At 73.5% G+C, this 25,176-nt stretch carries 20 protein-coding genes and 1 pseudogene; 2 read left to right on the top strand and 19 right to left on the bottom strand.

The genetic code is table 11. The features are described 5' to 3' along the window. Positions 1 to 44: 44 nt before the first annotated feature. The 15 genes from BJ981_RS08815 to BJ981_RS08885 all read right to left on the bottom strand — a co-directional run bounded on the left by BJ981_RS08815 (position 45) and on the right by BJ981_RS08885 (position 19,118). On the bottom strand, positions 45 to 1,061 hold the full coding sequence (locus BJ981_RS08815) for an ABC transporter permease (RefSeq protein WP_184609747.1): 1,017 nt from the start codon (positions 1,059 to 1,061) through the stop codon (positions 45 to 47). Next, positions 1,058 to 2,602 (bottom strand): sugar ABC transporter ATP-binding protein, encoded by a 1,545-nt coding sequence (locus BJ981_RS08820; protein WP_184609749.1) that lies wholly within the window; start codon positions 2,600 to 2,602, stop codon positions 1,058 to 1,060. The genes BJ981_RS08815 and BJ981_RS08820 overlap by 4 nt, the downstream gene beginning before the upstream one ends. Further along, a complete protein-coding gene (locus tag BJ981_RS08825; RefSeq protein WP_184609750.1) occupies positions 2,599 to 3,750 on the bottom strand; it encodes a sugar ABC transporter substrate-binding protein in 1,152 nt (383 codons plus the stop codon). The genes BJ981_RS08820 and BJ981_RS08825 overlap by 4 nt, the downstream gene beginning before the upstream one ends. Positions 3,751 to 3,834: 84 nt before the next feature. Then, a complete protein-coding gene (locus tag BJ981_RS08830) occupies positions 3,835 to 4,761 on the bottom strand; it encodes an alpha/beta hydrolase (RefSeq protein ID WP_184609752.1) in 927 nt (308 codons plus the stop codon). Between the two features lie 117 nt (positions 4,762 to 4,878). After that, positions 4,879 to 6,216 carry an amidohydrolase family protein gene (locus tag BJ981_RS08835; protein WP_184609754.1) on the bottom strand — a complete coding sequence of 446 codons (1,338 nt, stop codon included), beginning with the start codon at positions 6,214 to 6,216 and terminating at the stop codon, positions 4,879 to 4,881. A gap of 22 nt (positions 6,217 to 6,238) precedes the next feature. After that, entirely contained in the window at positions 6,239 to 7,765 is a 1,527-nt protein-coding gene (locus BJ981_RS08840) for an FAD-dependent oxidoreductase (RefSeq protein WP_184609756.1), read from the bottom strand. A 263-nt stretch (positions 7,766 to 8,028) separates the two neighbouring features. Beyond that, positions 8,029 to 8,907: an alpha/beta fold hydrolase gene (locus BJ981_RS08845; RefSeq protein WP_184609759.1), complete on the bottom strand. Its 879-nt coding sequence runs from the start codon at positions 8,905 to 8,907 to the stop codon at positions 8,029 to 8,031. Positions 8,908 to 8,925: 18 nt separating this feature from the next. Beyond that, positions 8,926 to 11,661, bottom strand: a complete 2,736-nt coding sequence (locus tag BJ981_RS08850) for a helix-turn-helix transcriptional regulator (RefSeq protein WP_184609761.1) — start codon at positions 11,659 to 11,661, stop codon at positions 8,926 to 8,928. Between the two features lie 44 nt (positions 11,662 to 11,705). Further along, positions 11,706 to 12,560: a ribokinase gene (locus BJ981_RS08855; protein WP_184609763.1), complete on the bottom strand. Its 855-nt coding sequence runs from the start codon at positions 12,558 to 12,560 to the stop codon at positions 11,706 to 11,708. Between the two features lie 28 nt (positions 12,561 to 12,588). Continuing rightward, positions 12,589 to 13,539, bottom strand: coding sequence for a nucleoside hydrolase (locus tag BJ981_RS08860; RefSeq protein ID WP_184609765.1), 951 nt, complete (start codon positions 13,537 to 13,539; stop codon positions 12,589 to 12,591). Continuing rightward, a complete protein-coding gene (locus tag BJ981_RS08865) occupies positions 13,536 to 14,765 on the bottom strand; it encodes an amidohydrolase (RefSeq protein WP_184609767.1) in 1,230 nt (409 codons plus the stop codon). Before BJ981_RS08865 ends, BJ981_RS08860 begins: the two co-directional genes overlap by 4 nt. Before the next feature lie 55 nt (positions 14,766 to 14,820). Beyond that, entirely contained in the window at positions 14,821 to 16,431 is a 1,611-nt protein-coding gene (locus BJ981_RS08870; RefSeq protein WP_184609770.1) for an ABC transporter permease, read from the bottom strand. Continuing rightward, positions 16,428 to 17,249 carry an ABC transporter ATP-binding protein gene (locus BJ981_RS08875; protein WP_184609772.1) on the bottom strand — a complete coding sequence of 274 codons (822 nt, stop codon included), beginning with the start codon at positions 17,247 to 17,249 and terminating at the stop codon, positions 16,428 to 16,430. Before BJ981_RS08875 ends, BJ981_RS08870 begins: the two co-directional genes overlap by 4 nt. Before the next feature lie 29 nt (positions 17,250 to 17,278). Beyond that, entirely contained in the window at positions 17,279 to 18,316 is a 1,038-nt protein-coding gene (locus BJ981_RS08880; RefSeq protein ID WP_184609774.1) for an ABC transporter substrate-binding protein, read from the bottom strand. A gap of 55 nt (positions 18,317 to 18,371) precedes the next feature. Next, positions 18,372 to 19,118: an FCD domain-containing protein gene (locus BJ981_RS08885; protein WP_184609777.1), complete on the bottom strand. Its 747-nt coding sequence runs from the start codon at positions 19,116 to 19,118 to the stop codon at positions 18,372 to 18,374. 140 nt (positions 19,119 to 19,258) lie between these two features. On the opposite strand from BJ981_RS08885, the gene BJ981_RS08890 reads away from it, so the two are divergent. Both BJ981_RS08890 and BJ981_RS08895 read left to right on the top strand, forming a co-directional pair. Then, the gene (locus BJ981_RS08890) at positions 19,259 to 20,062 is read left to right on the top strand and encodes a nucleoside phosphorylase (RefSeq protein WP_184609778.1); all 804 of its coding nucleotides are present in this window, start codon (positions 19,259 to 19,261) and stop codon (positions 20,060 to 20,062) included. After that, entirely contained in the window at positions 20,062 to 21,333 is a 1,272-nt protein-coding gene (locus BJ981_RS08895; RefSeq protein ID WP_184609780.1) for an MFS transporter, read from the top strand. Before BJ981_RS08890 ends, BJ981_RS08895 begins: the two co-directional genes overlap by 1 nt. Here the strand turns inward: BJ981_RS08895 and BJ981_RS08900 are convergent. From BJ981_RS08900 to BJ981_RS08915, 4 genes and pseudogenes are all read right to left on the bottom strand, one after another. Further along, positions 21,305 to 22,165 (bottom strand): N-acyl homoserine lactonase family protein, encoded by an 861-nt coding sequence (locus tag BJ981_RS08900; RefSeq protein ID WP_184609782.1) that lies wholly within the window; start codon positions 22,163 to 22,165, stop codon positions 21,305 to 21,307. The two genes, BJ981_RS08895 and BJ981_RS08900, sit on opposite strands and share 29 nt — an antisense overlap. Before the next feature lie 4 nt (positions 22,166 to 22,169). Then, positions 22,170 to 23,579 carry a purine-cytosine permease family protein gene (locus tag BJ981_RS08905; protein WP_184609783.1) on the bottom strand — a complete coding sequence of 470 codons (1,410 nt, stop codon included), beginning with the start codon at positions 23,577 to 23,579 and terminating at the stop codon, positions 22,170 to 22,172. 137 nt (positions 23,580 to 23,716) lie between these two features. Continuing rightward, a pseudogene (locus BJ981_RS08910) lies at positions 23,717 to 24,510 on the bottom strand (amino acid ABC transporter ATP-binding protein). Continuing rightward, the gene (locus tag BJ981_RS08915; protein WP_184609785.1) at positions 24,503 to 25,168 is read right to left on the bottom strand and encodes an amino acid ABC transporter permease; all 666 of its coding nucleotides are present in this window, start codon (positions 25,166 to 25,168) and stop codon (positions 24,503 to 24,505) included. Before BJ981_RS08915 ends, BJ981_RS08910 begins: the two are co-directional and overlap by 8 nt. Positions 25,169 to 25,176: the final 8 nt, after the last annotated feature.

Consider the following 25,176-nt stretch of genomic DNA (forward strand, 5'->3'; position numbering starts at 1 on the left):
TCCTTGATCGTGCGGGTTCGGTCGTGCGGGTTCGGTCGTGGTGGTCACGTGTGTTCCCCGCGCCCGCGCCGCCGGGCCAGCAGGGTGGAGATCGCCACGGCGACGACGAGGGCCGCGCCGTTGAACACGTCCGGCACCCAGTCCGCGGCGCCCGCCAGCGTGAGCCCGCTCACGGAGATGGCGACGAACAGCGCGCCGACCACGGTGCCGAGCACGTTGTAGCGGCCGGGGTCGATCGCGGTGCCGCCGAGGAAGACGGCGGCGAGCGCGGGGAACAGCAGGTCGACCCCGCTGTTCACCAGACCCCCGCCGTTGCGCGCGGTGAGCAGGACGCCGGCGACGCCGGCGAGCCCCGCGGAGATCACGAAGGCCAGGAAGGACACCCGGGTGACGGAGATGCCGACGAGGCGGGCGGCCGAGGGGTTGCCGCCCACCGCGTGCAGCCGGCGGCCCACGGCCGTCTGGCCGAGCACGAACCAGCAGACGGCGATGATCACCACCACGGGCCAGATCACCTGGGGCAGGCCGAGCCACGTCCCGGAGCCGAGATCGCGCAGCGGCTGCGCGATGTCGCGGGTGATGCCCACGCCGCCCGTGTACCACTGCACGATCCCGGGGAGGAGCGTGGCGGTGCCGATCGTCACGATGAACGCGTTGAGCCGCAGGACGGCCACGAGCGTCGCGTTGACGAGGCCGACGGCGAGCCCGGCCAGCAGGCCGCCGGCCACGCCCACCGCGAGGGAGGCGTGGTGGTCGGACAGCAGGGCCGCGCAGGTGATCGAGGACACCAGGGAGGTCGCCGCCACGGAGAAGTCGAAGTGCCCGGCGACCAGCGGGAAGATCGCCGCGATGCCCAGCACGGAGACCACGGCGATGTTGCCGAGGACCGCCTGGAGGTTCGCCGTCGTGGGGAAGGCCGCGGCGCTCGCGGGCAGGAGGCTGAAGAAGGCGGCGACCGCGCAGAGCAGCAGGACCAGCCCGTACCGCTCGCCGAGGTTCCGCAGCGCGTGGGACCTCGCCGCCGCCCGTTCCGGGGAGGTCGGCAGCGTGGTGGCGCTCATGACGCCTCCTGGTCGGCGTAGGAGGAGGTGACGATGGCGGGGATGGCGACCTCGGCGCCGCGCAGGTGCGCGGTCACGCGCCCGGCCCGCAGCACCACGACCCGGTCGCAGAGGTGCGCCAGTTCCTCGACGTCGGAGGAGGCGACCACCACGGCGGCGCCGCTGGCGGCCACGGTCCTGAGCCGCTGGTAGATGTCGGCCCTGGCCATCACGTCGACGCCCTGGGTGGGCTCGTCGAGCAGGAGCACGCGGGGCGCCCGCTCGAGCCAGCGGGCGAGGACGACCTTCTGCTGGTTCCCGCCCGACAGCCGGGTGATCGGCTGCCCCACGGCCGCGGCCGTGATGCCGAAGCCGGCGACCGCGCCGCGGGCCGCGGCCCGCTCGCTGGACGGCCGCAGCCACGACCACCGCACGTGCCGGTCGAGCGTGGCGATCGTGGTGTTCCGCACGACCGAGAACTCGCCGAACAGCGCGTCGCCGTGCCGGTCCTCGGGGACCAGGGCCACCCCTGCCCGGATGGCGGCCGGCACGGAGGGCGGCAGCGGCCGTCCATCGATCAGTATCGAGCCGGAGCGCGGCGCGACGGCGCCGAACAGGCTGCGCAGCAGCGTCGAGCGGCCGGAGCCGAGCAGCCCCGCCACGCCCACGATCTCCCCGGCGTGCGCCTCCAGGCCGACCTCGCGCAGCGGTCCGGCGCAGAGGCCGCGGACCTGGACCACCGGCCGTTCCGGGGTCGCGGCCGGTCCTGCCGCGGCGGCGCGCCGCGGATAGAGGGCCTCCACCGACCGGCCGGCGATGAGCTCGGCCAGCCGGAGCCGGTCGAGGTCCGCGGTGGGCCGGCTCTCGGCGACCACCCCGTCCCGCAGGACCGTCACATGGTGCGCCAGCGACAGCACCTCGGCCGGCCGATGGCTGACGTAGAGGATCGCCTGCCCGGCGGCGGCCCTGCGGGCCAGCGCGTCGAGGAGGACGTCGACCTCGTGGTGGGGCAGGCTCGCGGTGGGTTCGTCGAGCACGAGGACCTGGCCCGGCTCGTCGTCGGCGAGCGCGCGGGCGATCGCCACCATGGTCCGTTCCGCCGGGCGCAGGCTCGCGACCCTCACCCCCGGGTCGATCGAGAGGTCGAGACGCTCCAGCGCGGCGGCCGTCGCGCGGCGCAGCCGGGACCAGGACACGGCCCCGAGCCGGGTCGGGAACCCGCGGGAGAGCGCGAAGTTCTCCGCCACGGTCATGCCGAGGACCAGGCCGAGGTCCTGGTGCACGAAGCGCAGCCCGGCCCGGCCGGCCGCCGCCGGTGTGAGACCGGCCAGGTCGGCGGCGGAGCGTCCGGGCCCGCGCACGGTGCCCGCGTCCGCCTGCTCGATCCCGGCCAGCACCTTGATCAGGGTGGACTTGCCGGACCCGTTGCCGCCGGCGAGGGCGTGGACCCGCCCGGCGCGCAGGGTCAGCGAGACGCCCTTGAGCACCGCGACCGCGCCGTAGGCCTTGCGCACGTCCTCGACGCGCAGCACGACGCCGGCCGGGCCGGGTGGGGCCGTCATCGCCCCCACGCCTTCCGGTACGCGGCGCGGAAGTCCACCGGCGCCGTGTACGCGCCGGACCCGGGCAGGTTGGCGCTCCGGTCGACGATCTGGAAGCCCAGGCCGGCGGGCGCCGGCTTCTCTCCGGCGAAGACCCTGATCAGGGTGTCCACGGCGGCCCATCCGTACCAGTCGATGGGCTGGCCGACCGCGGCGTCCTGCCCCTGCCCGCCGCGGATGAGGTTCAGGTTGGGCGGCAGCCCCTCCCCGCCGATCAGCCGGAGCTCCGACCGGCGCGGCGAGCCGGCGACGGCCTGCGCGGCCCCGGCCAGGACCAGCGAGTCGAGCGGCACAGAAACCCACGTGGCGTCGGGGTTCCTGAGCAGGGCCGACTCGATGATCTGGCGCACGTCGCCGAACGTGCTCAGCGTCACGTCCACGGGGTGCACCTGGCATCCGGCGCACGCGGCGATGCCCTCGGTGAACCCTCGGTGCAGCGCGGCGCCGATGTTGGTGCCCTGGAAGACGAGCTCGACGATCGACGCCCGGCCGCCCGACCCGGCCGCGATCCACGCGGCCCGTGCCCGGCCGATGGCCTCCTGGTAGGCCGCGTTGGTGGGGTGTTCCCGCGCCGGCACGACGGAGGCGGTGAACAGCTTCTCGCCGCCGGAGCCGGTGTCGCAGTCGAAGCCCCAGAAGTCGACGGTCGGCACGCCGGCGGCCTTGGCCTCCCGCAGGGGTTGCCGGATGTCCGAGCAGTCGATGGCCTCGGTGATGATCGCGTCCGGGCGGGCGGCGACGCCCTGGCGGACGCACTGGGCGAAGGCCCCGCCGGCGTTCAGCCTGCCGTCGCAGATCTGGGCCTCCCAGCCGACGGCCTTCGCCGCCTCCCTGGCCGCCTCGGCGCCGGTCTGGCAGCCGATCGCGCTCTGCCCGCAGGAGACGATCCACACCTTCTTGCCCGGGGGCGCCGCGGGAGCGGCCGCCGGCGGGGCGCCGTAGGAGGAGCCCTTGACGAGGTCGCCGAGGGCCTCGCTCCCTCCTCCCGTGGCCGCGGCGGCGTCCGGGGCCTTCGGGGACGGGGCCGTGCCGGAGGAGCAGGCGCCGAGCGCGAGCGTCCCGGCGCAGAGCAGGGCGAGCGGACTTCGCCTCCAGGTCTTGCCGAACAACGTGATACCTCCTGGTGATCCTGCCGGCGAAGCGGCACGCCCGCGTCGCGGGTCGAAGCGAGGGACGTGGGAAGTGGGAAGAGGTCAGCCGAGCCGGGCCCCGAACAGCGCGGTGAGCTCGGTGACGGCCCGGTCCGCGGCGGGTGACGCGGCGGGCATTCCGAAGAAGGGGTGGATGAGGTCGGCGTAGACCCGGAGCGTGGTGGGCACGCCCGCCCGCAGCAGCCGGGCCGCGAAGACGACGCCGTCGTCGCGCAACGGGTCGAACCCGGCGACGCCCACGACGGTGGGGGGCAACGCGCCGAGGTCCTCGGCGAGGGCCGGGGACACCCGCGCGTCCCGCGCGGCCTCCGGGTCGCCGCCGAAGTAGAGCTCGCTGATCACGGTCAGGTCCTTGGCCTCCAGGAAGTACCCGGCGGCGTTCTCGGTCATCGAGGGATACGACGTGGTGAAGTCCGTGACCGGGGAGGCGAGCAGCAGGGCGCGGACCGGGTCGCCGCTCCGGGCGGCGCGCAGCGCGGTGACGGCGGCCAGGTTGCCGCCGGAGCTCTCCCCGGCCAGGCCGATCCGGCCGGGGTCGGCGCCGAGGCGGTCGAGGTTGGCCCGCGCCCAGGCGAGCGCGTCCGCGGCGTCCTCGACGGCGGCGGGGAACGGGTCCTCCGGGGCCAGCCGGTAGTCGACCGACACCACGACGGCCGACAACTCGTGGCTCAGGCGGCGGGCGACGTCCCGCATGAGGTGGGCGCTGCCCATGACGAAGCCGCCGGGGTGGAAGTACAGCACCGTCGGGACCGGCCCGGCGGCGTGCGGCCGGAACACCTTCAGGCGCAGGCCCCCGGCGGTGACGTCCTCCTCCGAGGCGACCGGCGCGAAGGCCGCGGGGTCCCAGCCGCTCTCGATGGCCTGGGTCATTCTGGCGCGCATCTCGTCGGGCTCACCGTCGAACGATCCGGGTGCGCCGACGGAGCGGAGCATGCCGAGAAAGCCGGCGAATCCGCTGTCGAGGGTCATGGGCTTCCTTGTCTTCGTCGTGGATCTGGTCGGGTGACCCCGTCGTCCCGGTATGCGGGCGCGCGGGGTCGCGCGGCCGCGGGCGCGCCCGGGGCCGGGGGCTGGATGGACGGGAGGTCAGGTCGCCAGAACGTGCCGGCGGGACTCCTCCGCGAGGTCGCGCAGCCGGTCCTGGTCGACGCCGGTCAGCACGCCGCCCCGCTTGCGGACCGCTCCGGCGACGAGGACCGTGTCGACGTTGCCGGGGTGCGCGGCATTGACCACCGCGGCCACCGGGTCGGTCACGGGGTGGAGGTTGAGGTCGGTCGCCCGGAGCAGCACGATGTCGGCGGCCTTGCCCGGCGTGAGGCTGCCCACCCGGTCGCCGAGGCCGAGCACGTCGGCGGCGCCCTGGGTGGCCAGGTGGAACACGTCCTCGGCGGAGAAGGCGCTCGGCGGGTCCTCGAAGCGGGACCGGCCGGTGTTCACCCGGCTCCTGACGGCGGCCAGCGCCATCTTCATCTGGGTGAACAGGTCGGCGGCGCCGAACGTCTCGGTGTCGCTGCTGAGCCCGGTCGTGACGCCGAGGCCGCGCAGCCGGTCGATCGGGGTGTGCCCGATGCCGGGGAAGCCCTGCTCGTGCTGCGGGGCGACCGCGGCGCCCACGCCGTGGTCGGCCATCATCCGCAGCTCGTCGTCGCTGTTCTCGCTGCAGTGGACGAACGTCAGGTCGGGGCCGAGCAGACCGGCGGCGTTCAGCCGGGCGATCGCGGCCATCGCGCCGAACCGCTCGCCGCAGCCCATGTGGATGGAGGTGCGGATGCCGAGGTCGCGGGCCATCGCGAGGTCGTTGCGGGTCACGTCCATCGTGGAGAGCTCCGGACCGCGCCCGGCCAGCGCCAGGGTGACGAGGGCGTCGTCGTCGAAGAGCAGGTCCTCGCGGATCCGGCGCAGGTCGCCGGTGTGGTCGCGGGTGCTCCCCATGATCCACTCGGGGAGGTCCACCAGGGGCCAGCCGTGGCCGAACACCGCGCGCACGCCCGCCTCCCGCAGGGCCTGGATCGCGGCGTCGCCGTGCCCGGGGGAGTTCTGCACGTGTGACCAGTCCATGAGCGTCGTCGTGCCGGCGTCGAGGGCGGCGAGCGCGCCGAGCAGGTTGCCGGCGTACACGTCCCGCGGCCGGTACCGGGGTCCTAGCCTGCCGAACATCTCCCCGAAGTAGGTCATCAGGTCCATGCCGGTGCACCGGTGGCGCACGGCGGACTGCCAGGTGTGCTTGTGGGCGTCGACGAGCCCGGGCAGCACGAGCATGCCGGACGCGTCGATCGCCTCGGCGCCGGGCGCCACGATCCCCTGGCCCACCTCGGCGATCTTTCCGTCCCGCACCAGGACGTCGGTGTCCCGCGCGGTCCCGATCACGGGGTCACCGGAGACGACCCAGCCTCCCGTGATCAGCAGGGCGGCGGCCTCGCTCATCCCATCCACCTTCCGTGGTCTCTCAGTGGCCGGCGAGCGTGAGCTCGGCGCGGACGGCACGGCCGGTGGCCTGGTCGTAGGCCGCCCTGAGCTCCTGGTCGGACGGGGCGGCGGCCCAGGCGCGCGCGACGTAGGCGTCCGGACGGATGAGGGCCGCGGACGCGCCGGCCAGCTCCCGGCCGAACCCGGGGTCCTCGGCCACGACCCGGGTGACCCGGTCCGGCGGCTGCCGGGTGGCGGGCGCCCCGTCCGCGCGCTCGACGAGCACGAAGAGGCTGCGGGCGGCGACCTCGGTGTAGCGGCGGTCGCCGAGGCTCAGCTCGCCGACGCGGGTGCCGTCCGCCGGGTGCGGGTCGCCCTCCCGGTGGTAGGTGGTCTTGAACCCGCTGAGCCTGTCGCGCAGGATCGCGTTCACCTCGGGGACGGGGATGAGCTCGTCCTCGAAGAACTCCTTGAGCTTGAGACCGGCCGGCGTGAAGTCGAAGTGCAGCTTGCACTGGGCCGCGACGTCGTCCATGAGGTCCTGGAGCACCGGATACCGCTCCTCGTCATAGGTGCGCAGCAGTGCCTCGGGGGCGTCGCCGGTGGCGACCAGGCCGAGCTTCCACCCGAGGTTGAAGGCGTCCTGGATGCAGTAGTTCATTCCGATGCCGCTGGCCGGGTAGTGGACGCGGGTGGACTCGCCGACGAGCGACACCCGGCCCCGGTGCAGGTACGGCGTCGTCTTGTGGGTGTCGCCGTACCGCGACAGCCACTTGGCGGTGGTGATGCCGAAGTCCTCGCCGAAGATGGCGCGCAGGCTCTCGCGCACCTCCTCGATCGTCACCGGCTCGCCGCGCGGCACGGTGCGCCGCGCCTCGGCCACGATGATGAAGCGGGTGGTCCGCCGGCCGAACGGATAGGCCAGCACCCAGCCGTTCTCGTTGCGCCGCATCTGCATCGACGCCGCCCACGGGAAGGTCAGGTCGGCGTCGACCGACACCGCGGTCATCTCCGCGTCCCGTCCTTCGAACGGGACGCCGGCCCGGGTCCGCACCGCGCTGCGCGCGCCGTCCGCGCCGACCAGGAACCGGGCGCCGAGCCGGACGGTCGCCCCGTCGGCGTCGAGGGCGGTGACGGTGACGCCGCCCCCGTCCTCGGTGTGCTCGGTGTGCTCGATGTAGGTCACCCCGCGCCGTACGTCGGCGCCGGACTCGACGGCCCAGTCGCGCAACAGATGCTCGGTGGTGGTCTGCGGCAGGATGAGCGCGTACGGGTGCGCGCTGTCCAGCAGGTCGTAACGCAGGCCGACGAGCCCGGCGTAGATGTACCGGGGGACCTCGAAGTCGGGCCGCCACTCCTTCGCCGCCTCGCGGAACCGTCCCATGAGCCCCCGCGCGTCGAGGAGTTCGAGCACGCGCGGCTGGATGACGCCGGCCCGCGACGGGCTGTCACCCTCCCGCTTCTCCAGAACGATCACACGCGCCCCGGCCCTGGCGGCCTCGGCCGCGACGGTCGCACCGGAGGGACCGCCACCGATGACGATGACGTCCGCATCAGTCGTTCGCATCTTTCCTTGCCTCGCTCCCTGGCAGCCTGTCCGCTCTACGGACACTTGTCCGTCTGTCGGTGCGCGGACGAGCTTAAGATAGCCGTCACCCCCCGTCAATCCCCTCGAAACATGTAAAAGCCCTACATATCGACAGTCAATCGGATACGTACATATGTCCGTTCAACGGATAACCACTCTCCTCCGGGCACGGCTCCGGAGGAGAGTGGCCATGGCGAGAACGAGCGCCGGGCCTGGAGTCCTCCGCCGCGCTTCCTAGGAGGTCACTCGGCCGTGTGCGCGAGGATGGCGGCGGCCAGTTCCTCGTGGACCTCGGGGGGCAGCGTGTGCCCCATGCCCGGCACGATCATCAGCCGCGCTCCCGGGATCCGCTCGGCGATGACCGCGCCGTGGCCCGGCTTGACCGGCTCGTGATCGCCCTCGATGACCAGGGTGGGCGCCTTCACCCGGTGCAGCGCGTCCACCGGCTCGAAGCCGGGCTTGGCCATGGCGGCCAGCCGGTGGTTGCCCGCCGCCGCCAGGTCGCGGGCCCGGTCGTGGATCCGTTCCTGCAGGCGCCGCGCCGCGTCCTCGTCGAACGGCAGCCCGGTGCCGTGCAGCACGCGCTGCTCGGCGATCATGCCGTCGATCAGCGCCCGCCGGTCCGGCGGCGGCGGAGCGGCCATCAGCCCGCGGTAGTAGGCCACGAACTCCGGCGCCGGCTCCGGCAGGGCGCCCTCCGGCTGCGGCTGCCCCGTCAGGGCGCGCACGAGCACCTCGCCCTCGCCGCCGCCGAGCGGCGAGGAGGCGATGACGGTCAAGGAGCGCACCCGCTCCGGCCGCTCCACGGCGGCGAACTGGCCGAGCAGGCCGCCCGCCGAGTGGCCGACCAGGTGGGCGCTCGCCAGTCCGTGGGCGTCCATCACCCGGTAGACGTCGTCCTTGATGTCGTCCCAGGTGTACGGCTCTGCCGCGAAGTCGACCGTGCCCGACATGCCGGTGTCACGGTGGTCGTACCGGACCACCCGGCGGCCCCCGGCGGTCAGGCGTCCGACGAGCTCGTCCGGCCACAGGACGCCCTGCGACATCGAACCCATGATCAACAGGATCGGCGCGTCGGTCTCGGCGCCGAACTCTTCACTCCAGATGGTGACCTTTCGCATGTCCCTCAGCATGTCGTCTCAGGTCACGGGCGCCTTCTGTAGAACTACCAGTCGCGCCAGATCCGTACGGGAGCCGATGCCCAGCTTCGGATAGATCTTGTACAGGTGGTACTCGACCGTGCGCGGGCTCAGGAAGAGCTGGGCGGCGATCTGCTTGCTCGACAGACCGTCGGCGACCAGGCCCGCGATGCGCAGTTCCTGCGGGGTCAGCGCGTCGAGCACGGCCGCGGGCGGGGCCTGCCCGGTCTCGCCCGCCGCCCGAAGCTCCTCCCGCGCGCGCCGCGCCCACGGCCGGGCGCCCGCCCGCTCGAACGTCTCCCACGCCGTTCGCAGATGCGCCCGCGCCTCGCCGGGCCGCTGCGCGCGGCGCAGGCGCTCCCCCAGCAGCAGGGCCGTCCTGGCCGCCTCGAACGGGTTGGTGTGCAGCCGCAGCGCCTCGGCGAGCGCGTCGTCGGAGGACCCGGCCAGACCTCGGCAGCGGGCCAGCAGCGCGCGGGACTCGGGCGTCGCGGCGTGCGCCGACCACCGCTCGTACGCCTCCAGCGCCGCCCGCGCGCCCGCCTCGTCGCCCGCGCCCACGGCGGCCTCGACGTGGTCCGGCGCGGCCCGCCACGCCACGGTCGGATGCCCGGCGCCCGGTCCGGCCGCGGCGATGGCCGTGAAGCGGTCGCGTGCCGCCGCGTAGCGGCCCAGGCACAGGTCGAGCGTGGCCAGCGCGTACGCGGCCACTCCCGCGCGCAATCCGACCCGGTGCGGGATGGCGATGGCCAGCGCCTCGCGGGCCTGCCGTTCGCAGGGCTCCTCCTCGCCGCGCAGCGCCGCCACCACCGCCAGGTTGGCCAGGTGCGCGGCCACCGTGTTCTCGTACCCGGCCTCCCGGGCCAGCGCCAGGCCCTCCTCGGAGATCGCCTCGCTGCGGGCCAGCCGCCCGGCGATGCGCTCGGCGGTCGCCACGAACTCCAGCACGACCGGCAGTTGCCCGGTCATCCCCGACACCCGGGCCACCTGTCCGGCCCGGGTGGCCATCTCGGCGGCCAGGTCCGACTCGCCGAGAGCGCTGGCCGCGGCCGTCGCCCACAGGTACCCCGCCGCGTCCTCCAGCTCGCCGGTCCGGGCCAGTGCCCGCCGCAGCAGGCCCGGCCCGGCGTCGTCGCCGTCCATGGTCAGGCCGATCCCGGCCACCGCGTCGCGCAGGAACCCCTCGGGGTGCGCCGCCGCCCTGCGGCCGAGCGCGGCGACGGCGGCGGTGTCGCCGACGTACGCGGCCGCCTCCGAGGCGTCGGCCAGCATGTCCATGCCGTCGCCCGCCGCGAGGATCCGCACGGCCTCGGCGGCGTTGCCCGAGTTCAGCGCGAACCGGCCCCGGAGCTGGGCGATCTCCAGGGCGAGGGCGGCGTCCGCGCCGCCCCGTTCGCGCGCCTCGGCCAGCAGGGACTCCGCCTGTCCCGGCCGGCCGCCGAGCCAGGCCGCGACGGCGGCGTCCTTCAGGCGGACGGCGCGGGCGCGCGGCTCGGGCGTCAGCTCGGCCGCCCTGGCCAGTGCCGTGGCGGCGGCGCCGTACCCGCCGCGGTCGCGCGCCCGCTCCGCGGCGGCCACCAGCGCGGCGGCGACCCGCTCGTCCTGCCCCAGGGCGGCGGCGGCCAGGTGCCAGGCGCGGCGGTCGTCCGCGGTCAGCTCAGCCAGGACGGCGTGTACCCGCCGGACGTCGGCGGGCGCGGCCGCCTCGTGGATCGCGGATCGGACGAGCGGATGACGAAAACGCACGCTCGTACCGCACACCTCGGCGAGCCCGGACTCCTCCAACTCCCCCAACGCCACCCGCCCTGCTCCGGCCTCCGCCCCGAACCCGGCCTCGGTCCCGGGTCCGTAGGAGACCGCTCGATCCGCGTCCGCGCCAGGAGGTGCCGGTCGGCCGGCGAGCAGCCGGTCGGTGGCGTGGAGGATCAGGTCGAGATCGGCCTCGACCGCGGCGACCAGGGCGACCTGCCGGACAGGGGCCGGCAGCTCGGCGACCCGATCGCCGAAGAGCCGGGCGCCGCCGGGCAGCGGGTCGGGGAGCGGGTCGCGCCCGGCGAGCTGCGCGGGCGTCAGGCGGGCGGCGATCTCGCGCAGGGCGAGCGGGTTGGCGCCGGTCAGCGTGACGAGCTCCCGTCTCACCCGGGCGTGCAGCCCGCCGTGGCGGGACTCCAGCAGCTCGGCCGCGGCGGGCTCGGGCAGGCCGCGCACGTCCACCGTCAGCGGCACGCCCTTGACCGGGGCGTCCCCGCGCACGGCGAGCAGCATCGCGACGCGTTCGGTCCCGAGCCGCCTGGCGGCGAACAGCAGCGCGTCGGCCGAGGCCCGGTCGACCCACTGGAAGTCGTCGACCACGCAGATCAGCCCGTCCGGCGTGGCGGCCTCGGCCAGCAGCGAGAGCACGCCGGCCCCCAGCAGGAACCGATCGCCCGCGCCGCCGGCCGCGAGCCCCAGGGCGGCGCGCACGGCGGCGCGCTGCGGCTCGGGCAGCGCGCCGAGCGCGCCGGTCACCGGCCACAGCACCTGGTGCAGCGCCGCGAACGCGAGGTCCGACTCGGACTCGACGCCGGTGGTCCGCAGGACCCGCATCGCGCCGCCGCGCGCCGCCGCCGCGTCGAGCAGCGCGGTCTTGCCCGTCCCCGCCTCGCCCCGCAACACCACCGCGCCGCCGGAGCCGTCGCGAGCCCCCGCGATCACCTCGTCGAGCGCGCCGACCTCCGCGGACCTTCCGTAGAGCACGGACACCCACTGTAGGCGCGCCGCCGAGGGATGCGCGACAAGCCTCAGGACCGCCCCTGACCTGGCACCTCGCGGACGTAGTCGTCCAGCGGCTTCAGCGGCGGCTGGGAGGACGGGTCCTGGACGGCGGCCGCGCCCACGGCGCACGCCGCCGCGAGCGCCTGGTCGTAGGGCAGGCCGCGGCCGAGGGCCAGGACCAGCGCGGCGGTGAACGCGTCGCCCGCTCCGACGCTGTTCACCGCGCTCACCCGCGGGGACGCGGCGCGGGCCACCTCGGCGCCGTGGTCGAGCAGCGCCGCGCCGCGGGCGCCGAAGGTGACGGCCACGAGCCGTCCTCTCCGCAGCGACGGCATCGCCTCGTACTCCGACTGGTTGACGATGACCAGGTCCGCGCGCGCCAGCAGTTCCTCCGGCAGGGTCGTCGCGGGCGAGGCGTTGAGCGCGAAGAAGCCCCGCGCCCTCTCCGCGAGGTCGAGCACGACGCGCATGTCGATCTCGAGCTGGGTGAGGACGGCCTCGCCGGGGCCGAACTCCACCCCCGCGAGATCGATGCGCGCGTTCGCGCCCGGGCAGACCGCGATCTGGTTCTCGCCCGACTCCTCCACCATGATCAGCGCGGTTCCGGTGGGCTCGGCGACGGTCCGGACCCGCGAGACGTCCACCCCGATGCCGGCCATCCGCCCGAGCAGGCCCCGGCCCTCGTCGTCGGCGCCCACGGCGCCGACGAACCGGACCGTCCCCCCGAGCCGGGCCGCCGCCACGGCCTGGTTCGCGCCCTTGCCGCCCGGGTGCCGCGACAGCACGCCGCCGCCCGCGGTGACCCCCGGCGCGGGCAGCTCCGGCACCCGGGCGACCAGGTCGACGTTGGCACTTCCCACGACGGTCAGCGTGTCGCGCATTCTCGGCTCCCTTGCCGGTCGGCCGTTCCTACAGGGCGAGCAGTCGTTCCATCAGGATCGGGGCCAGGGGCTGCGTCGTCGACAGGACCACGCGGCTGCGGACGCCCGGCTGCTCCGGATAGTCCCGCCACTGGCCGCGCAGGTCGCAGATCGTCTGCCCGCGCCCCGGCCCGTGGGTGTCGTCGATGGTGACGGACACGCGCGGCGCGAGGAGCGGCTCGACGCAGCCGATCGCCAGGGCCGCCGCCAGCGGGTCGTGCAGGGCGGCGCAGCGCAGGCCGTACACCGACACGTAGAAGTCGAAGTAGCGGTTGAGGATCAGGCCCAGCGTCCGGGCGACGGGCCGCCCGGACTCCTCCAGCCGCCGCCGGTCGTCCTCGGTGAGCCGGTTGACCAGCGTGACGTCCAAGGGGACGAGCGTGATGTCCCACGGCGCGGCGAACACGCGCCGGGCGGCCTCGGGGTCGTTGCCGATGTTCGCCTCGGCCACCGCCGTGATGTTGCCCGGGCTGCGCGCCGCGCCGCCCATGACGGTCACGCTCGCGACCCGCTCGGGCAACGTGCCGTCCAGCTCAAGGGCAGTGGCCAGGTTGGTGAGCGGGCCGACCGCCACGACGTGGAGCCGGCCGGCGTGGGTGTGGGAGAGCCCGATCAGCAGTTCGGCCGCGCTCTCCGCCGCCGGGCTCTCCCCCGAGGCGGGCAGCAGGACGTCGCCGAGCCCGTTCGCGCCGTGGATGTGCGGCACGGGGACGCTGGCGTTGCCCGCGCCGACCGCCACGGGAACCCCGGCCCGCCCGGCGAGGGCCAGCAGGGCGAGGGTGTTGGCGGCGGCCTGCTCGGCGCCGGTGTTCCCGCTCACCGTGCCGACCCCCACCAGGTCCGCTTCGGGGCTGGCCAGCAGCAGGGCGAGCGCGAGCGCGTCGTCGACGCCGGTGTCGCAGTCGAGGTAGACGGGCGTCGGCCGCGCCGAGGGCGTCACGACGTCCTTCCCGACCCGGGCGCCGCGCCGACGGTGAGGGCGCCGGAGCGGGCGACGATCTTCCCGCGCTTCATGACGAGCGTCCGCTGCGGCGGCGCCACGACGATCTCGCCGATCGCCTCGCCGGGCAGGACGACGAGGTCGGCGACGTCCCCGGCCTTGAGGTCGCACGCCTCGAAGCCGAGCGCCTGACGGCCGAGGGTCGTGCCCATGGTGACCGCGAACTCCAGGTCCTCGTCCCTGCGCCAGTAGCACTTGTAGGCCATGAACATCGCCCTGGACAGGATGTCGCCCTCGCCCCACGGCGACCAGAGGCTGCGCGATGAGTCCGACCCCAGGCACATCCGCACGCCCATCGCGTGCAGGGCCTTGACGTCGGGCACCGGCAGGAGCCCGTGGACGCCGACGGCGACGGTGATGCCCGCCTCGGCGAGCACCGACCCGAGGTGCGCGAGCTGCGCCGGCGTCGGGTCGGCCAGGCTGAACACGTCGCAGAGGCTGACCTTGTGCCGCATGCCGAGCGCCTTCACCCGCGCGGCGATCCGCTCGATGAGCCAGATGCCGAGCTCGCCGGACTCGTGCAGGTGGAAGTCCACCGGCACCTGGTACTTCTCGGCGAGGCCGAAGACGACGTCGAGCTGGCGGGACGCGTCGCCGTCGACGCCCGCGGGGTCGATCCCGCCGATCGCGTCGGCGCCGTCGCGCAGGGCCTGTTCGAGCAGTTCGGCGGTGCCCGGCTTCCTGAGCAGGCCGAGCTGCGGGAACGCCACGATGCTCAGGTCGGTGAGCTCGGCCATCTCCTCGCGCACCTGGAGCATGCCGTGGACGCCGTCGAGGCCGATCTCCGGCGCCACGTCGGCGAAGGTCCTGATGGACGTGGACCCGTAGGTCACGCACTTGTCCAGGAAGGCGCGCGCCCGGGTGGCGACCGGGGTCGTGGTGGCCTCCCACTGCCGCAGGGTGTCCTCGAACATCTGCTCCATGGTGATCGGCGCCGACGTCCGCCGGGCCCACGGCTCGCCCCACATGCTCTTGTCCGCGTGGGCGTGGCCGTCGACGAAGCCGGGCAGGAGGATCTGTCCGCCGAGGTCCTCGACGTGGTCGGCGGGGCCGAGGTCGGCGGGCGCCTGCGCGCCGACGGACTGGATCCTTCCGTCGGCGACGGTGACGACCTGCGGGTCTCCCGCGCCGTTCACCCGGACGTTGGACAGGACAATTCTGGGCATAGTAATTCCCACGCTGTTCGAAGTTGCTGATACGTGAATCGTTGGGATGTGTCGGTTACTCCAGGCGCCGGAGCGCGGAGTCCTCAAGAGCGCCGGCCAGGTGGTAGGCCAGGAGCGAGGCGAGCAGGACGATGGCGACCCCGCCCCAGACGAAGTCGTAGTCCGACAGGGTCGCGGCGACGGTCATCGACGCGCCGAGCCCGTAGCCGGTCGCGAGCCACTCCGCCACCATGGCCGCGCCGATGGACAGCGGCAGCGCGATCTTCACCGAGGCCAGCAGGGCGGGCAGCGCGTACGGGATCAGCAGCTTGGTCAGGTGGTGCCGCCGGCCGGCGCCGACCGCGGTGAGCAGGTCCTTGGCGCTCTGCGGCACCGCCCGCATCGCGAGCAGGACGTTGACGAGGATCGGGAAGAACGTCATCACCGCGATCAGGACGGTGACGGCCAGCAGGCCCCGGCCGAAGATGAGCGCCAGCAGCGGCATCGCGGCCACGATCGGGATCGACCGCAGCGCGATCGACATGGGCATCAGCACCCGTTCGATCATCGGGAACTCGTGCGCGACCACGGCCATCGCCAGCGCGAGGACCAGCCCGACCAGGAAGCCGACGCCGGCGTCGCCGACGGTCTGCAGCAGCGACGTGAACATGTACGGCAGCGGATCCTCGGGCTCGCCCGAGGCGGTGACGAGCTGGGTGTCGCCGGTCAGGAAGTAGGACACGACCTCCACCGGGCCCCGCGCCACCGCGCCGCCGCCCGGCACCACGAGGACGAGCAGCCACCAGCAGAGCGCGACCCCCGCCACCGTGCCCGCCGCCGCGAGCACGCCGCGCCGGGCGCGCGCGGCCCCGCCTCCGCCGCGCCGGCCGCGGCGGGCCGCCCGCGCCCCGAGCACGGTGTCCATCGAGCGGGTCCACGGCAGCGCCGTCCGCGCGATCAGCGGCAGCGCCACGAACGCCACAGCGGCGACCAGCGAGGTCACGATGGCCAGGCCCCAGGCGCGGGGGATGTCGAAGGCGCCCTGGGCCTGGATCATCGCGACGCCCATGCCCTGCGTGCCGCCCATGTACTCGCCGATGATGGCGCCGAGGATGGCGGCGGGCGCCGCGACCTGGAGGCCGCCGACGAAGCTCGGGATCGCCGCGGGCAGCCGGACCTTGCGGATCACCGTCCACTCCGAGCCGCCGCAGGCGCGGACCACGTCCACCGACGTCCTGTCCACGCTGTTGAGGCCGAGGATGGCGGCGACCAGGGTGGTGAAGAGCACGGCCTGCGCGGCGAGGATGACGCTCGGCACCTCGCCCCGGAAGGTGATCGCGAGGATCGGGGCGATGGCGATGAGCGGCAGCGCGATCGCGCCGACGGCTACCCGCTCGAACATGGCCTGGACGCGGGGGAACGGCAGCGTGCACAGGGCCAGGCCGATGGCGAGGCCGTTGCCCCACAGGTAGCCCTGCAGCGCGGACGACATCGTGACGGACAGGTTCGGCAGGTAGTAGCCGGCGTCGTCCCGCATCTGCCCGAGCACCTCGCCGGGCGACGGCACCAGCGTCCCGAGGCCGGTCAGCGACGCCGCCTGCCAGGCGAGGCCCACGACCACCACGGTCAGGAGCGGCGCGACGGCGTGCCGCGCGCGCAGGGGCAGGCCCCGGGCCACGGCGCTCACCGGGACGTCCCGTCCCCGTGGCCGGCGAACAGCTTCTCCGACAGCTCATCGCAGATGGCGTGGAAGGCCGCGTCGTGCAGGATCTCGGGCGTGCGCGGCCGCGGCAGGTCGACGCGGACGACGTCCAGGATCGTTCCAGGGCGCGGCGACATCAGGACCACGGTGTCGGAGAGCAGCACGGCCTCGGAGATGCCGTGGGTGACCAGCACGGTGGTCGTGCCGCGCTCGGCCCAGATGCGCTGCAGTTCGAAGTTGAGCCGCTGGCGGGTCAGGTCGTCCAGCGCTCCGAACGGTTCGTCGAGGAGCAGCAGGTCGGGATGGGTGACCAGGGACCGGGCGAGCGACACCCGCTGGCGCATGCCCCCGGACAACTGCGACGGCCTGGCCTTCTCGAACCCGCTGAGGCCGACGAGCCGGATCAGTTCGGCGACCGTGTCGCCGTCGCGGCGGCCGGCCACCTCCAGCGGGAGCCGGATGTTGGCCTCCACGCTGCGCCACGGCAGCAGGCCGGCGTCCTGGAAGGCGATGCCGACGCCGTGCCCCTCCCGCAGCTCCCGGGGGGTGCGGCCGTGGACGGTGACCGTCCCGCCGCTGGGGGTCTCCAGGTCGGCCAGCACCCGCAGGACCGTGGACTTGCCGCATCCCGACGGCCCCAGCAGCCCGACGAACTCGCCGCGCCGGGACTCGAACGAGAAGTCGCGGAGCGCCTCGACCGACGCCCCCTTGTCCACGAAGGTCTTGGTCAGGCCCTGGGTGCGGATGCCTTCGGACGCGCGCGTGTCCGCCGTGGCGTCGCCGGTCGCCGCCGTTTCGAGCACTGTTCTCTCCTCAGATCCGGTGCGGCCGGTCACCCGAGCAGCTCGTTCGTGAACAACGACGCGTCGAGCTTGATCCCGATGCTGCTCAGGCTCGTGATCGTCTCCTGGATGAGGGCGTCGGACATCCAGAAGAGGCCCTTGCCGCCGGCGGCGTCGTCGCCGGTGACGTACGGCGCGATGGCGTCGAGCGACTTGATCTGCTCGTCGAGCTTCAGGCCGAGGTCGGCGCCGTACTTCTTGATGATGACGTCGGCGCCGTGCTTGTGGTCGCGCAGCGCCGCCTCCCAGCCCTGCCTGCTGCCGGCCATGAACTTGCGGGCGTTCTCGCGGGCGGCGGGGTCGTCCAGCGTCTGCTGGGAGACGAAGAAGACGCTCTGCATGCGGTTGAACCCGTAGTCGGCCAGCGGCATCACGTGCGTCTCCACCCCGCGCAGCGCCAGCGACACCGGCTGGTTGGAGGCGAAACCCCAGATGGCGTCGACCTCGCGGGCGGCGAGGGGAGCCGGGTCGAACTGGATCGGGACGAGCGTGACCTTACTGACGTCCACGCCGTTGCGCTTCATGAACACGAGCGCGGTGTTCTTGCCGGCCAGCGTGATGCCGAGCTTCTTGCCCTCGATCTCCTTCGGGCTCTTGACGGGCTTGTCCGCCAGCGAGATCCAGCACTCGGGGCTCTTCTGCAGCCCCGCGCCGACGATCCTCAGCTTCGAGCCGCGGGCGACGGCGGTGGCGACGTTCTCCGGGATCGCCTCGACGCCGACGTTGACGCGGTTGGTGGTGACCATGGGGACGACCGCGGAGTTCGGCCCGCCCGGGAGGACGTCGACGGTGAGGCCCTGCTTGGTGTAGAAGCCGTCGTTGACGCCGACGAAGACGCCCGCGTACTCCACGTTCGGGATCCAGGCCAGTTTCACCGAGAGCCGGCTCGGCGAGGCGGCGGTCTCGCCGCTGCCGCACCCGGACAGCCAGGTGACCGCCGAGCCGGCCGCCACGACGGCCGCGCCTCGGCCGCCGATGCGGAGGAAGGAACGCCGGCCCATGCCGGGCCGGACAGAGGTACGAGTCATTCGTGCTCCCGAGAACGCGGTCGTCGTGATCGCCGTGGTGATTGGAGTGAGCGCTCTACGCGAGATCGATTTCCGCGAGCAGCGTGTGGATGAGATGAGCGTTGCCGCTGTTGGCGAATTGCTCGGTTTCACGGATCATTCCGTCGAGATGCACGACCATGAACCGCTCGGCGCCGTCCGCGTCCCGGTCTGAGATGCTCGCGACGATGTCACGGTGCTCCTGGTCCCAGCGGACCAGCGCATCCTGCCTGATTCCGATCATGATGAGCAGGCGTTCCAGCGGGTCGAGGCGCTCGTCGAAGAGCGTCGTGCTGATCGCCTGAACCTGCTTGTTGTGCGAGGCCTGGCCGATCGTCTTGTGAAAGGCGACCCGCTCCTGCAGGCGCGCGGAGCCGCTCGCCTCGACCATCGCGCGCAGGTGGGCCACCTCCTCCGGGCGTGCCCGGAGCGCGGCGGCCCGCGCGGCCTCCCGTTCGATCCCCCGGCGGCAGGCCAGGTGGTCGACCAGGTCGTGGACGTCGCGCAGGCTGAGCGCGTCGGCGAACGACGACGCCCTGTGGCTGTCCAGCCGCTGGTTGGCCGCGACACGTCGGCCCTCCTCGGTGAGGACCCTGCCCTTCTTCCCCAGCGACCGGGTGAGGGCCCGTTCGTCGAGGTCGGTGAGCAGCCGGCTGACGGTCGACTCGCTGATGTCGAATCCGTGCTCACGGAGATGCCGGGTGGCGGCGCGCGCCCCCACCGGGCCCGCATGGGAGTTCATGATCGCCAGAAGCGCGGACTCCATCGCCGGCGTGTGCCGCACGGTTCCTCCTCGTCGTCGAGACCTTGTGTCGTCGAGACCGTAGCCGGAACCGTAGAAGTCCGATGAATGTATGTCAATAGTGACGAACATTGACTAGATATGACACTCTAGCGTCGCAATTGACGGATGGAAGGAGTCGGATGAGCACCGACAAGCTGGCCCACCACCTGCACCTGCGCGCCGGGGACGTGGGGAGGTACGCCCTGCTGCCCAGCAACCCCGACCACGTGGCGGCGATCGCCGCGCTCCTGGACGACGCGGAGTTCGTGGCGCGCAACCGGGAGTTCGAGACCTGGCGCGGCACGGTGGCCGGCGAGCCGGTCGTCGTCACCTCCACCGGCGTGGGCGGCCCCTCCACGGCACTGGCCGTGGAGGAACTGGCCGCGCTCGGGGTCGGCACGATGCTCCGGGTGGGGGTCTCCGGCTCGATGCGGTCCGACACGGTGAACGGCGAGCTGGCCGTGCTCACCGGCGCGATCCGCGACGAGGGCACGACGCGGCAGTACCTGCCGGTCGAGTTCCCCGCGATCGCGTCCATCGACGTGGTGCTCGCGCTGCGCGGCGCCGCGGCCCGCGCGGGCGTGCCGTACCGGTGCGGGACCGCGCACACCAAGGACTCCTACTACGGCGAGATGGAGCCCGAGCGGATGCCGCTCGCGGCCCATCTGACCGAGCGCTTCGAGACCTGGCGGCGCGGCGGGGCCATCTGCTCCGAGATGGAGACGGCGGCGGTGTTCGTCGTCGGCGCGGTCCTCGGCGTGCGCGCGGGCAGCGTCGTGATGATGTGGAGCCAGGAGGCCATGGCCACCGGCGCCGCCCCCTCGACGGACCCGCTGTTCGCCACCGCCGTCGACGCGATACGCGCGCTGGTCGCGGCGGACACCGGGGACAGCCGGGACACGGCCGACGCCGAGCCGGCCGCGCGGCCCGTCCTCGGGGTGTGATGAACCACCGCCACAGCACCCACGGGGACGCGAGGGCGCCCGCGACGTCGCCGCCCGGTCACGCGCCGGGCAGGCGGCGGGCGCTCGGCATGCTGGCCGGGGTCGTGCTCGTCGCCCTGAACCTGCGCGTCGCGGTGACGAGCCTCGGCGCCGTGCTCGACCAGGCGCGCGCCGACCTCGCCATGTCGGCCGTCGCCGCGTCCACCGCGGCGGCGCTGCCGGTCGTGTGCTTCGGCGGCGTCGCGCTGGCCGTGCCGTGGCTCATCCGGCGCGTGGGCGCGATGGCCGGGCTCGGCGTCACGGTCGGGCTGCTCCTGGCCGGCCTGCTGGTCCGGGTCACCGGGGGCGAGATCACCTTGCTGACCGGCACGTTCGTCGCCTGCGCCGGCATCGCGGGCGCGAACGTGCTCATCCCCGTGATCGTCAAGATGGAGTTCCCGGCGCGCGTCGGCGAGGTGACCGGCGCGTACAGCGCGGCCATGTCCGCCGGGGCCGCGATCGGCGCCGCCGCGACCGTGCCGGCCGGGGACGTCCTCGGCGGCTGGCGGGGCGGCCTCGCCGTCTGGTCCGTGCTCGCCGCCGCCGCCCTGGCGGTCTGGCTGCCCCGCACCCGGCGCGGCGCCGCGCCGGCCGAGCCCCGCGCCCGGACGACCGCGCTGACGCGCAGCCCGGTCGCCTGGACGGTGACGTTGCTGTTCGCGACGCAGTCGCTGCTCGCGTTCGTCGTGATGGCGTGGCTGCCGACCATCTACCTGGACATCGGCTACACGCCGGGAGAGGCCGGCACGCTGCTGGCCGTCGCCCTGGTCGTCGGGGTGCCCGTGTACTTCGCCGTGCCGATCCTGGCCGCGCGCATGCGGCGCCAGGGGGCGCTCGGCGTGGGCATGACCGCCGTCCACATCGCCGGCCTGCTCGGCCTCCTGCTCCGTCCCGAATCGGTCCCCTGGCTGTGGGCGCTGTTCATCGGCGTCGGCGGGGGCGTGTTCCCGCTGACGCTGGCGCTGTTCAGCATGCGCACGCGCACGGCGGAGGACACGGCGGCCCTGTCGGCGATGGCGCAGAGCGTCGGCTACCTGCTGGCCGCGTTCGGTCCCTTCACCGTCGGCCTGCTCCGCGAGGCCACCGGATCCTGGTCCGTGCCCGTGTCGCTCCTGGTGGCGATCTGCGTCGCGCAGGCGGCCCTCTGCCTCGGCGCGGGGAGGCCGCGCTTCGTGGAGCGGGGCGCGAGGGCCGCCGTGCCGGTCAGCGATGGCCGCCGGCGGGGTGCCTGATGGCGTTGTGCACGATCTGGTCGTGGCCGGGGACCAGGCGGGCGCGCAGCCGTCTGGCCTCGCTGAGCAGGCGTTCGAGGGAGTCCTCCGCCGCCTTCTCGTCGGCGGCGGTCCCCCCGGCACAGGAGCCGGGGGGAACCCTGTCATGGAAGTTCTGCGCGAGGTCGGCGGCGTCCATGGCGAAGAGCCACGTGCCCGTCTCGGGGAGGTCGACGCGGTAGGACATGTGCCCGGGGGTGTGTCCCGGGGTGGCCACGGCCCACACCCCCGGCGCCAGCTCGGCGTCGCCGTCGAGGAGCCGCCAGGCGACCTCGTGCTCCCAGTCCTGCCGCCGGTAGCCGTCGTCCAGCGTCGGCACGCCGCTCCTGGCGAACTCCAGCTCGGCGCGCTGGATGGCCACCGGCACCCCGGCCGCGGCCAGGGTCGGCACGCCGCCCGAGTGGTCCAGGTGCATGTGGCTCACGCAGGCGAGCGAGATGTCGCCGGGGCGCAGCCCGACGCCGGCGAGCGCCCGCTCCAGCGGGTCGCCCGGCAGTCCCCAGTTCCAGCGCCCCGTCACGGGAGGAGCGGGGTACAGGTGCCATTCGGTCTCGGCGGGGTCGGCACCGTAGGCGTCGGCGGCCGCCGCGTACGCCCGCTGGTTGGCCTCGTCCTCCAGGGCCGCGCGGCCCATCCCGGTGTCGAGGAGCACCCAGCCGGTCTCGGTCTCGACGACGACGCCGGTCAGCGGCTCCCAGTACAGGACCCCGGAGCCGCCGCGCATGGACAGCCCCTTGGTCACCCGTTCCGCGCCGTACTGCAGCGAGTACATGCGGCGTGCCTGCGATGTCATCGGATCACACCCTGTCGAGCACGTGCCGGGGACGCCGGGCGCTCCGGCGTCCCATCAGCAGGAGGTAGACGGCGCCGGTGACGACGGTGCCCGGGATCCAGGACAGGTCCGCGCCGCCGAGCGCCTCGGACAGCGGGCCGGTGTACCAGGTGTTGCCGACCAGCGGGATCGAGGCGAGGACGCCGACGACATAGGACAGGATCGCCTTCCACGCGATGCCCTTCCACGTCCAGGTGGCGGAGTCCTCGTAGTACGGGCCGCGCGGCTCGAAGAACGCGTTCACGTCGTAGTCGCCGTGGCGGACCAGGTAGTAGTCGATCAGGTTGACGGCTCCCCAGGGGACGAACCCGAGCATCAGGAAGGAGAGGAAGTTGCTGAGGTTCGTCACGAAGTTGTCCGACGCCCACATCGCGACGGCGAGCCCGATGAGGAACGTCGGGAGCAGCATCACGACCCGGAACGTGACCGACGCCTTCACCTTGACCGCGGAGCTCACCGCGGTGATCAGGTTGAGCATGCCGCCGTAGAGGTTGAGGGCGTTGTTCCCGCCGATGGCCGCGGCGCCGACGATGAGGACCACGAAGGTCAGCGGGCCGTCGCCGAGGACGGCGCGGACCGCGGCCATGGAGTCCAGGTCCTTGAACTGCACGGCGAGGAAGGCCCCGACCAGCCCGGCGGCGAAGTATCCGGTGGTCGCGCCGAGGAAGGTCCAGCCGAAAGTGGACCTGGCGGGGGTGTCCTCGGGCAGGTAGCGCGAGTAGTCCGAGACGTACGGCGCGTAGGTGAGCAGGAAGGTGGCGACCAGGCCGATCGCGGTCAGGAACGGCCCCCAGGAGAAGCCGCCGAGCGACCAGTCGAGCCCGCCGTGCCGGATGCTCGCCACCGCGACGATGAGCACGCTGATGGACAGCGGCCAGACGGCGAGCCGGGCGGCCAGGTGGATGACGCGGTACCCGATCAGCGCCAGGCCGATGCTGATCAGCGAGACCAGGACGGTGGCGACCCCGGGCGTGGCCGCGGGGACGGCGGCGGTGAGCGCCTGGCCGCCGATGATGGCGGTGACCACGAAGAACCCGCCGTACAGCAGCGCGGCCAGGACGACGGGGAGCAGCGCGCCGTAGTAGCCGAACTGGCCGCGGCTCTGGATGAGCTGGGGCACACCGAGCCTGGAGCCCTGCGCCGAGTGCAGGGCCATGAACGCCCCGCCGACGACGTTGCCGACCACCAGGGCGATGACCGCCCACAGCAGGTTGTTGCCCACGATGACGGCGAGGGCGCCGAAGACGAACTGGCCGATGCTCAGGTTGGCCGAGCACCAGACGGCGAAGAGGTCGCGGGCCTTGCCGTGGCGTTCGGATGGGGCGACGACGTCGATGTGGTGGACTTCCACACCGCGGCTCTTTCCTTCGCTCATATGATCACATTCCTTGGGGGTGGGGCGAGGCGAGGAGCGACGACCTGGCGGGCGGGAGAGGATGCCCGGGGGCGCGCGCCACCGGGGTCGTCAGCCTGGGTGGCACGTGGGCGGGGACGGGAGGAGCCGGGGGCGGGTCATGCGTCCTCGCCCCACAGCAGGACGTTCAGGAACTGGTGCAGCCGCTCGGTCTCCGGCCGGCGCAGGATCACGCCGGGCGGGCCGTCTCGACGATCTGGCCGCCGTCGATGAAGACGGCGCGGTCGGCGACGCGCCGGGCGAAGCCCATCTCGTGGGTGACGATCATCATCGTCATGCCCTCGGCGGCCAGCTCGCGCATGGTGTCGAGCACCTCGGCGCGCAGTTCGGGGTCGAGGGCGGAGGTCGGCTCGTCGAACAGCATGATCTTGGGGTTCATGGCCAGCGCGCGGGCGATCGCCACCCGCTGCTGCTGTCCGCCGGAGAGCTGGCGCGGCTTGGCGTCCGCCTTGTGCTCCAGGCCGACCTTGGCCAGCATCCGGCGGGCGGTCTCCTCCGCCTCGCGCGCGGACTTGCGCTGGACGGTGCGCTGGCCCTCGATGACGTTGGCGAGCACGGTCATGTGCGGGAAGAGGTTGAACTGCTGGAAGACCATGCCGATGTCCCGCCGGATGCGGTCCAGCCGGGCGCCCTTGGCGTTGATCTGCTGTCCGAGGACGTGCACCTCTCCGCTGGTGGGGGTCTCCAGCAGGTTGACGCAGCGCAGCAGGGTGCTCTTGCCGGAGCCGCTCGGGCCGATGATCGTGACGACCTCGCCCTCGCGGACGTCGAGGTCGACGCCGCGCAGCACCTCGTTGTCGCCGAACCGCTTGTGCAGGTTCCTGATCCGGATCAGCGGCGGCCGTCCCGTCTCGCTTCCGGCGCCGCGCCGGGCCGTCTCCGTCTCAGACATGGATGTTGTGCCTTCGGTTCAGCCGCTCGGCGTACGCGGCGAGCGGCAGGTTGATCACCAGGTAGAAGAGAGAGATGAAGAGGAGGACCTCGATCTGGCGGAAGGTCCGGGCGCCGACGGTCTGGGCGGTGTTGAACAGGTCGGCGACGCCGATGACCGACACCAGGCTGGTGTCCTTGGTGAGACCGATGAGCATGCTGCCGATCGGGGGGAGCATGCGCCGGATCGCTTGAGGATAGATGACGCGGCGCAGTGTCTGGAGGCGCGTCATGCCCATGGCGTCGGCGGCCTCCCACTGCCCTCTGTCCAGGCTGAGCACCCCGGCCCGGAAGATCTCCGAGAAGAACGCGCCGTAGTTGAGGCTGAGCGCGATGACGCCGCTGGTGAACGCGGGCACCTGGACCGCGAACAGCATCGGGAGCAGGAAGAAGACCGCGACGATCTGGAACAGGACGGGGGTGAGCCGGAAGAAGTCCACATAGACCCGGGCCGGGACGCGCAGCCACGCGTGCCTGGACATCAGCATCTGCCCGGTGATCAGTCCGATCACCATGGACAGGATCGCGGCCCACAGGAGGATCTGCACGGTGAGCGCGGCAGCGCGAGCGAAAACGGGCAACGTGTCGGGGACCCAGGCGAAGTCGAACTCATAGCTCATCGGAATCT

This window comes from Sphaerisporangium krabiense, assembly GCF_014200435.1.
Taxonomy (GTDB): Bacteria; Actinomycetota; Actinomycetes; order Streptosporangiales; family Streptosporangiaceae; genus Sphaerisporangium; species Sphaerisporangium krabiense.

Excerpts from the sequence above, each read along its gene's own strand:
- BJ981_RS08815 (WP_184609747.1), bottom strand. The coding sequence starts at position 1,061 with ATGAGCGCCACCACGCTGCCGACCTCCCCGGAACGGGCGGCGGCGAGG.
- BJ981_RS08820 (WP_184609749.1), bottom strand. The coding sequence starts at position 2,602 with ATGACGGCCCCACCCGGCCCGGCCGGCGTCGTGCTGCGCGTCGAGGAC.
- BJ981_RS08830 (WP_184609752.1), bottom strand. The coding sequence starts at position 4,761 with ATGACCCTCGACAGCGGATTCGCCGGCTTTCTCGGCATGCTCCGCTCC.
- BJ981_RS08835 (WP_184609754.1), bottom strand. The coding sequence starts at position 6,216 with ATGAGCGAGGCCGCCGCCCTGCTGATCACGGGAGGCTGGGTCGTCTCC.
- BJ981_RS08840 (WP_184609756.1), bottom strand. The coding sequence starts at position 7,765 with ATGCGAACGACTGATGCGGACGTCATCGTCATCGGTGGCGGTCCCTCC.
- BJ981_RS08845 (WP_184609759.1), bottom strand. The coding sequence starts at position 8,907 with ATGCGAAAGGTCACCATCTGGAGTGAAGAGTTCGGCGCCGAGACCGAC.
- BJ981_RS08855 (WP_184609763.1), bottom strand. The coding sequence starts at position 12,560 with ATGCGCGACACGCTGACCGTCGTGGGAAGTGCCAACGTCGACCTGGTC.
- BJ981_RS08865 (WP_184609767.1), bottom strand. The coding sequence starts at position 14,765 with ATGCCCAGAATTGTCCTGTCCAACGTCCGGGTGAACGGCGCGGGAGAC.
- BJ981_RS08880 (WP_184609774.1), bottom strand. The coding sequence starts at position 18,316 with ATGACTCGTACCTCTGTCCGGCCCGGCATGGGCCGGCGTTCCTTCCTC.
- BJ981_RS08890 (WP_184609778.1), top strand. The coding sequence starts at position 19,259 with ATGAGCACCGACAAGCTGGCCCACCACCTGCACCTGCGCGCCGGGGAC.
- BJ981_RS08895 (WP_184609780.1), top strand. The coding sequence starts at position 20,062 with ATGAACCACCGCCACAGCACCCACGGGGACGCGAGGGCGCCCGCGACG.
- BJ981_RS08900 (WP_184609782.1), bottom strand. The coding sequence starts at position 22,165 with ATGACATCGCAGGCACGCCGCATGTACTCGCTGCAGTACGGCGCGGAA.
- BJ981_RS08905 (WP_184609783.1), bottom strand. The coding sequence starts at position 23,579 with ATGAGCGAAGGAAAGAGCCGCGGTGTGGAAGTCCACCACATCGACGTC.
- BJ981_RS08915 (WP_184609785.1), bottom strand. The coding sequence starts at position 25,168 with ATGAGCTATGAGTTCGACTTCGCCTGGGTCCCCGACACGTTGCCCGTT.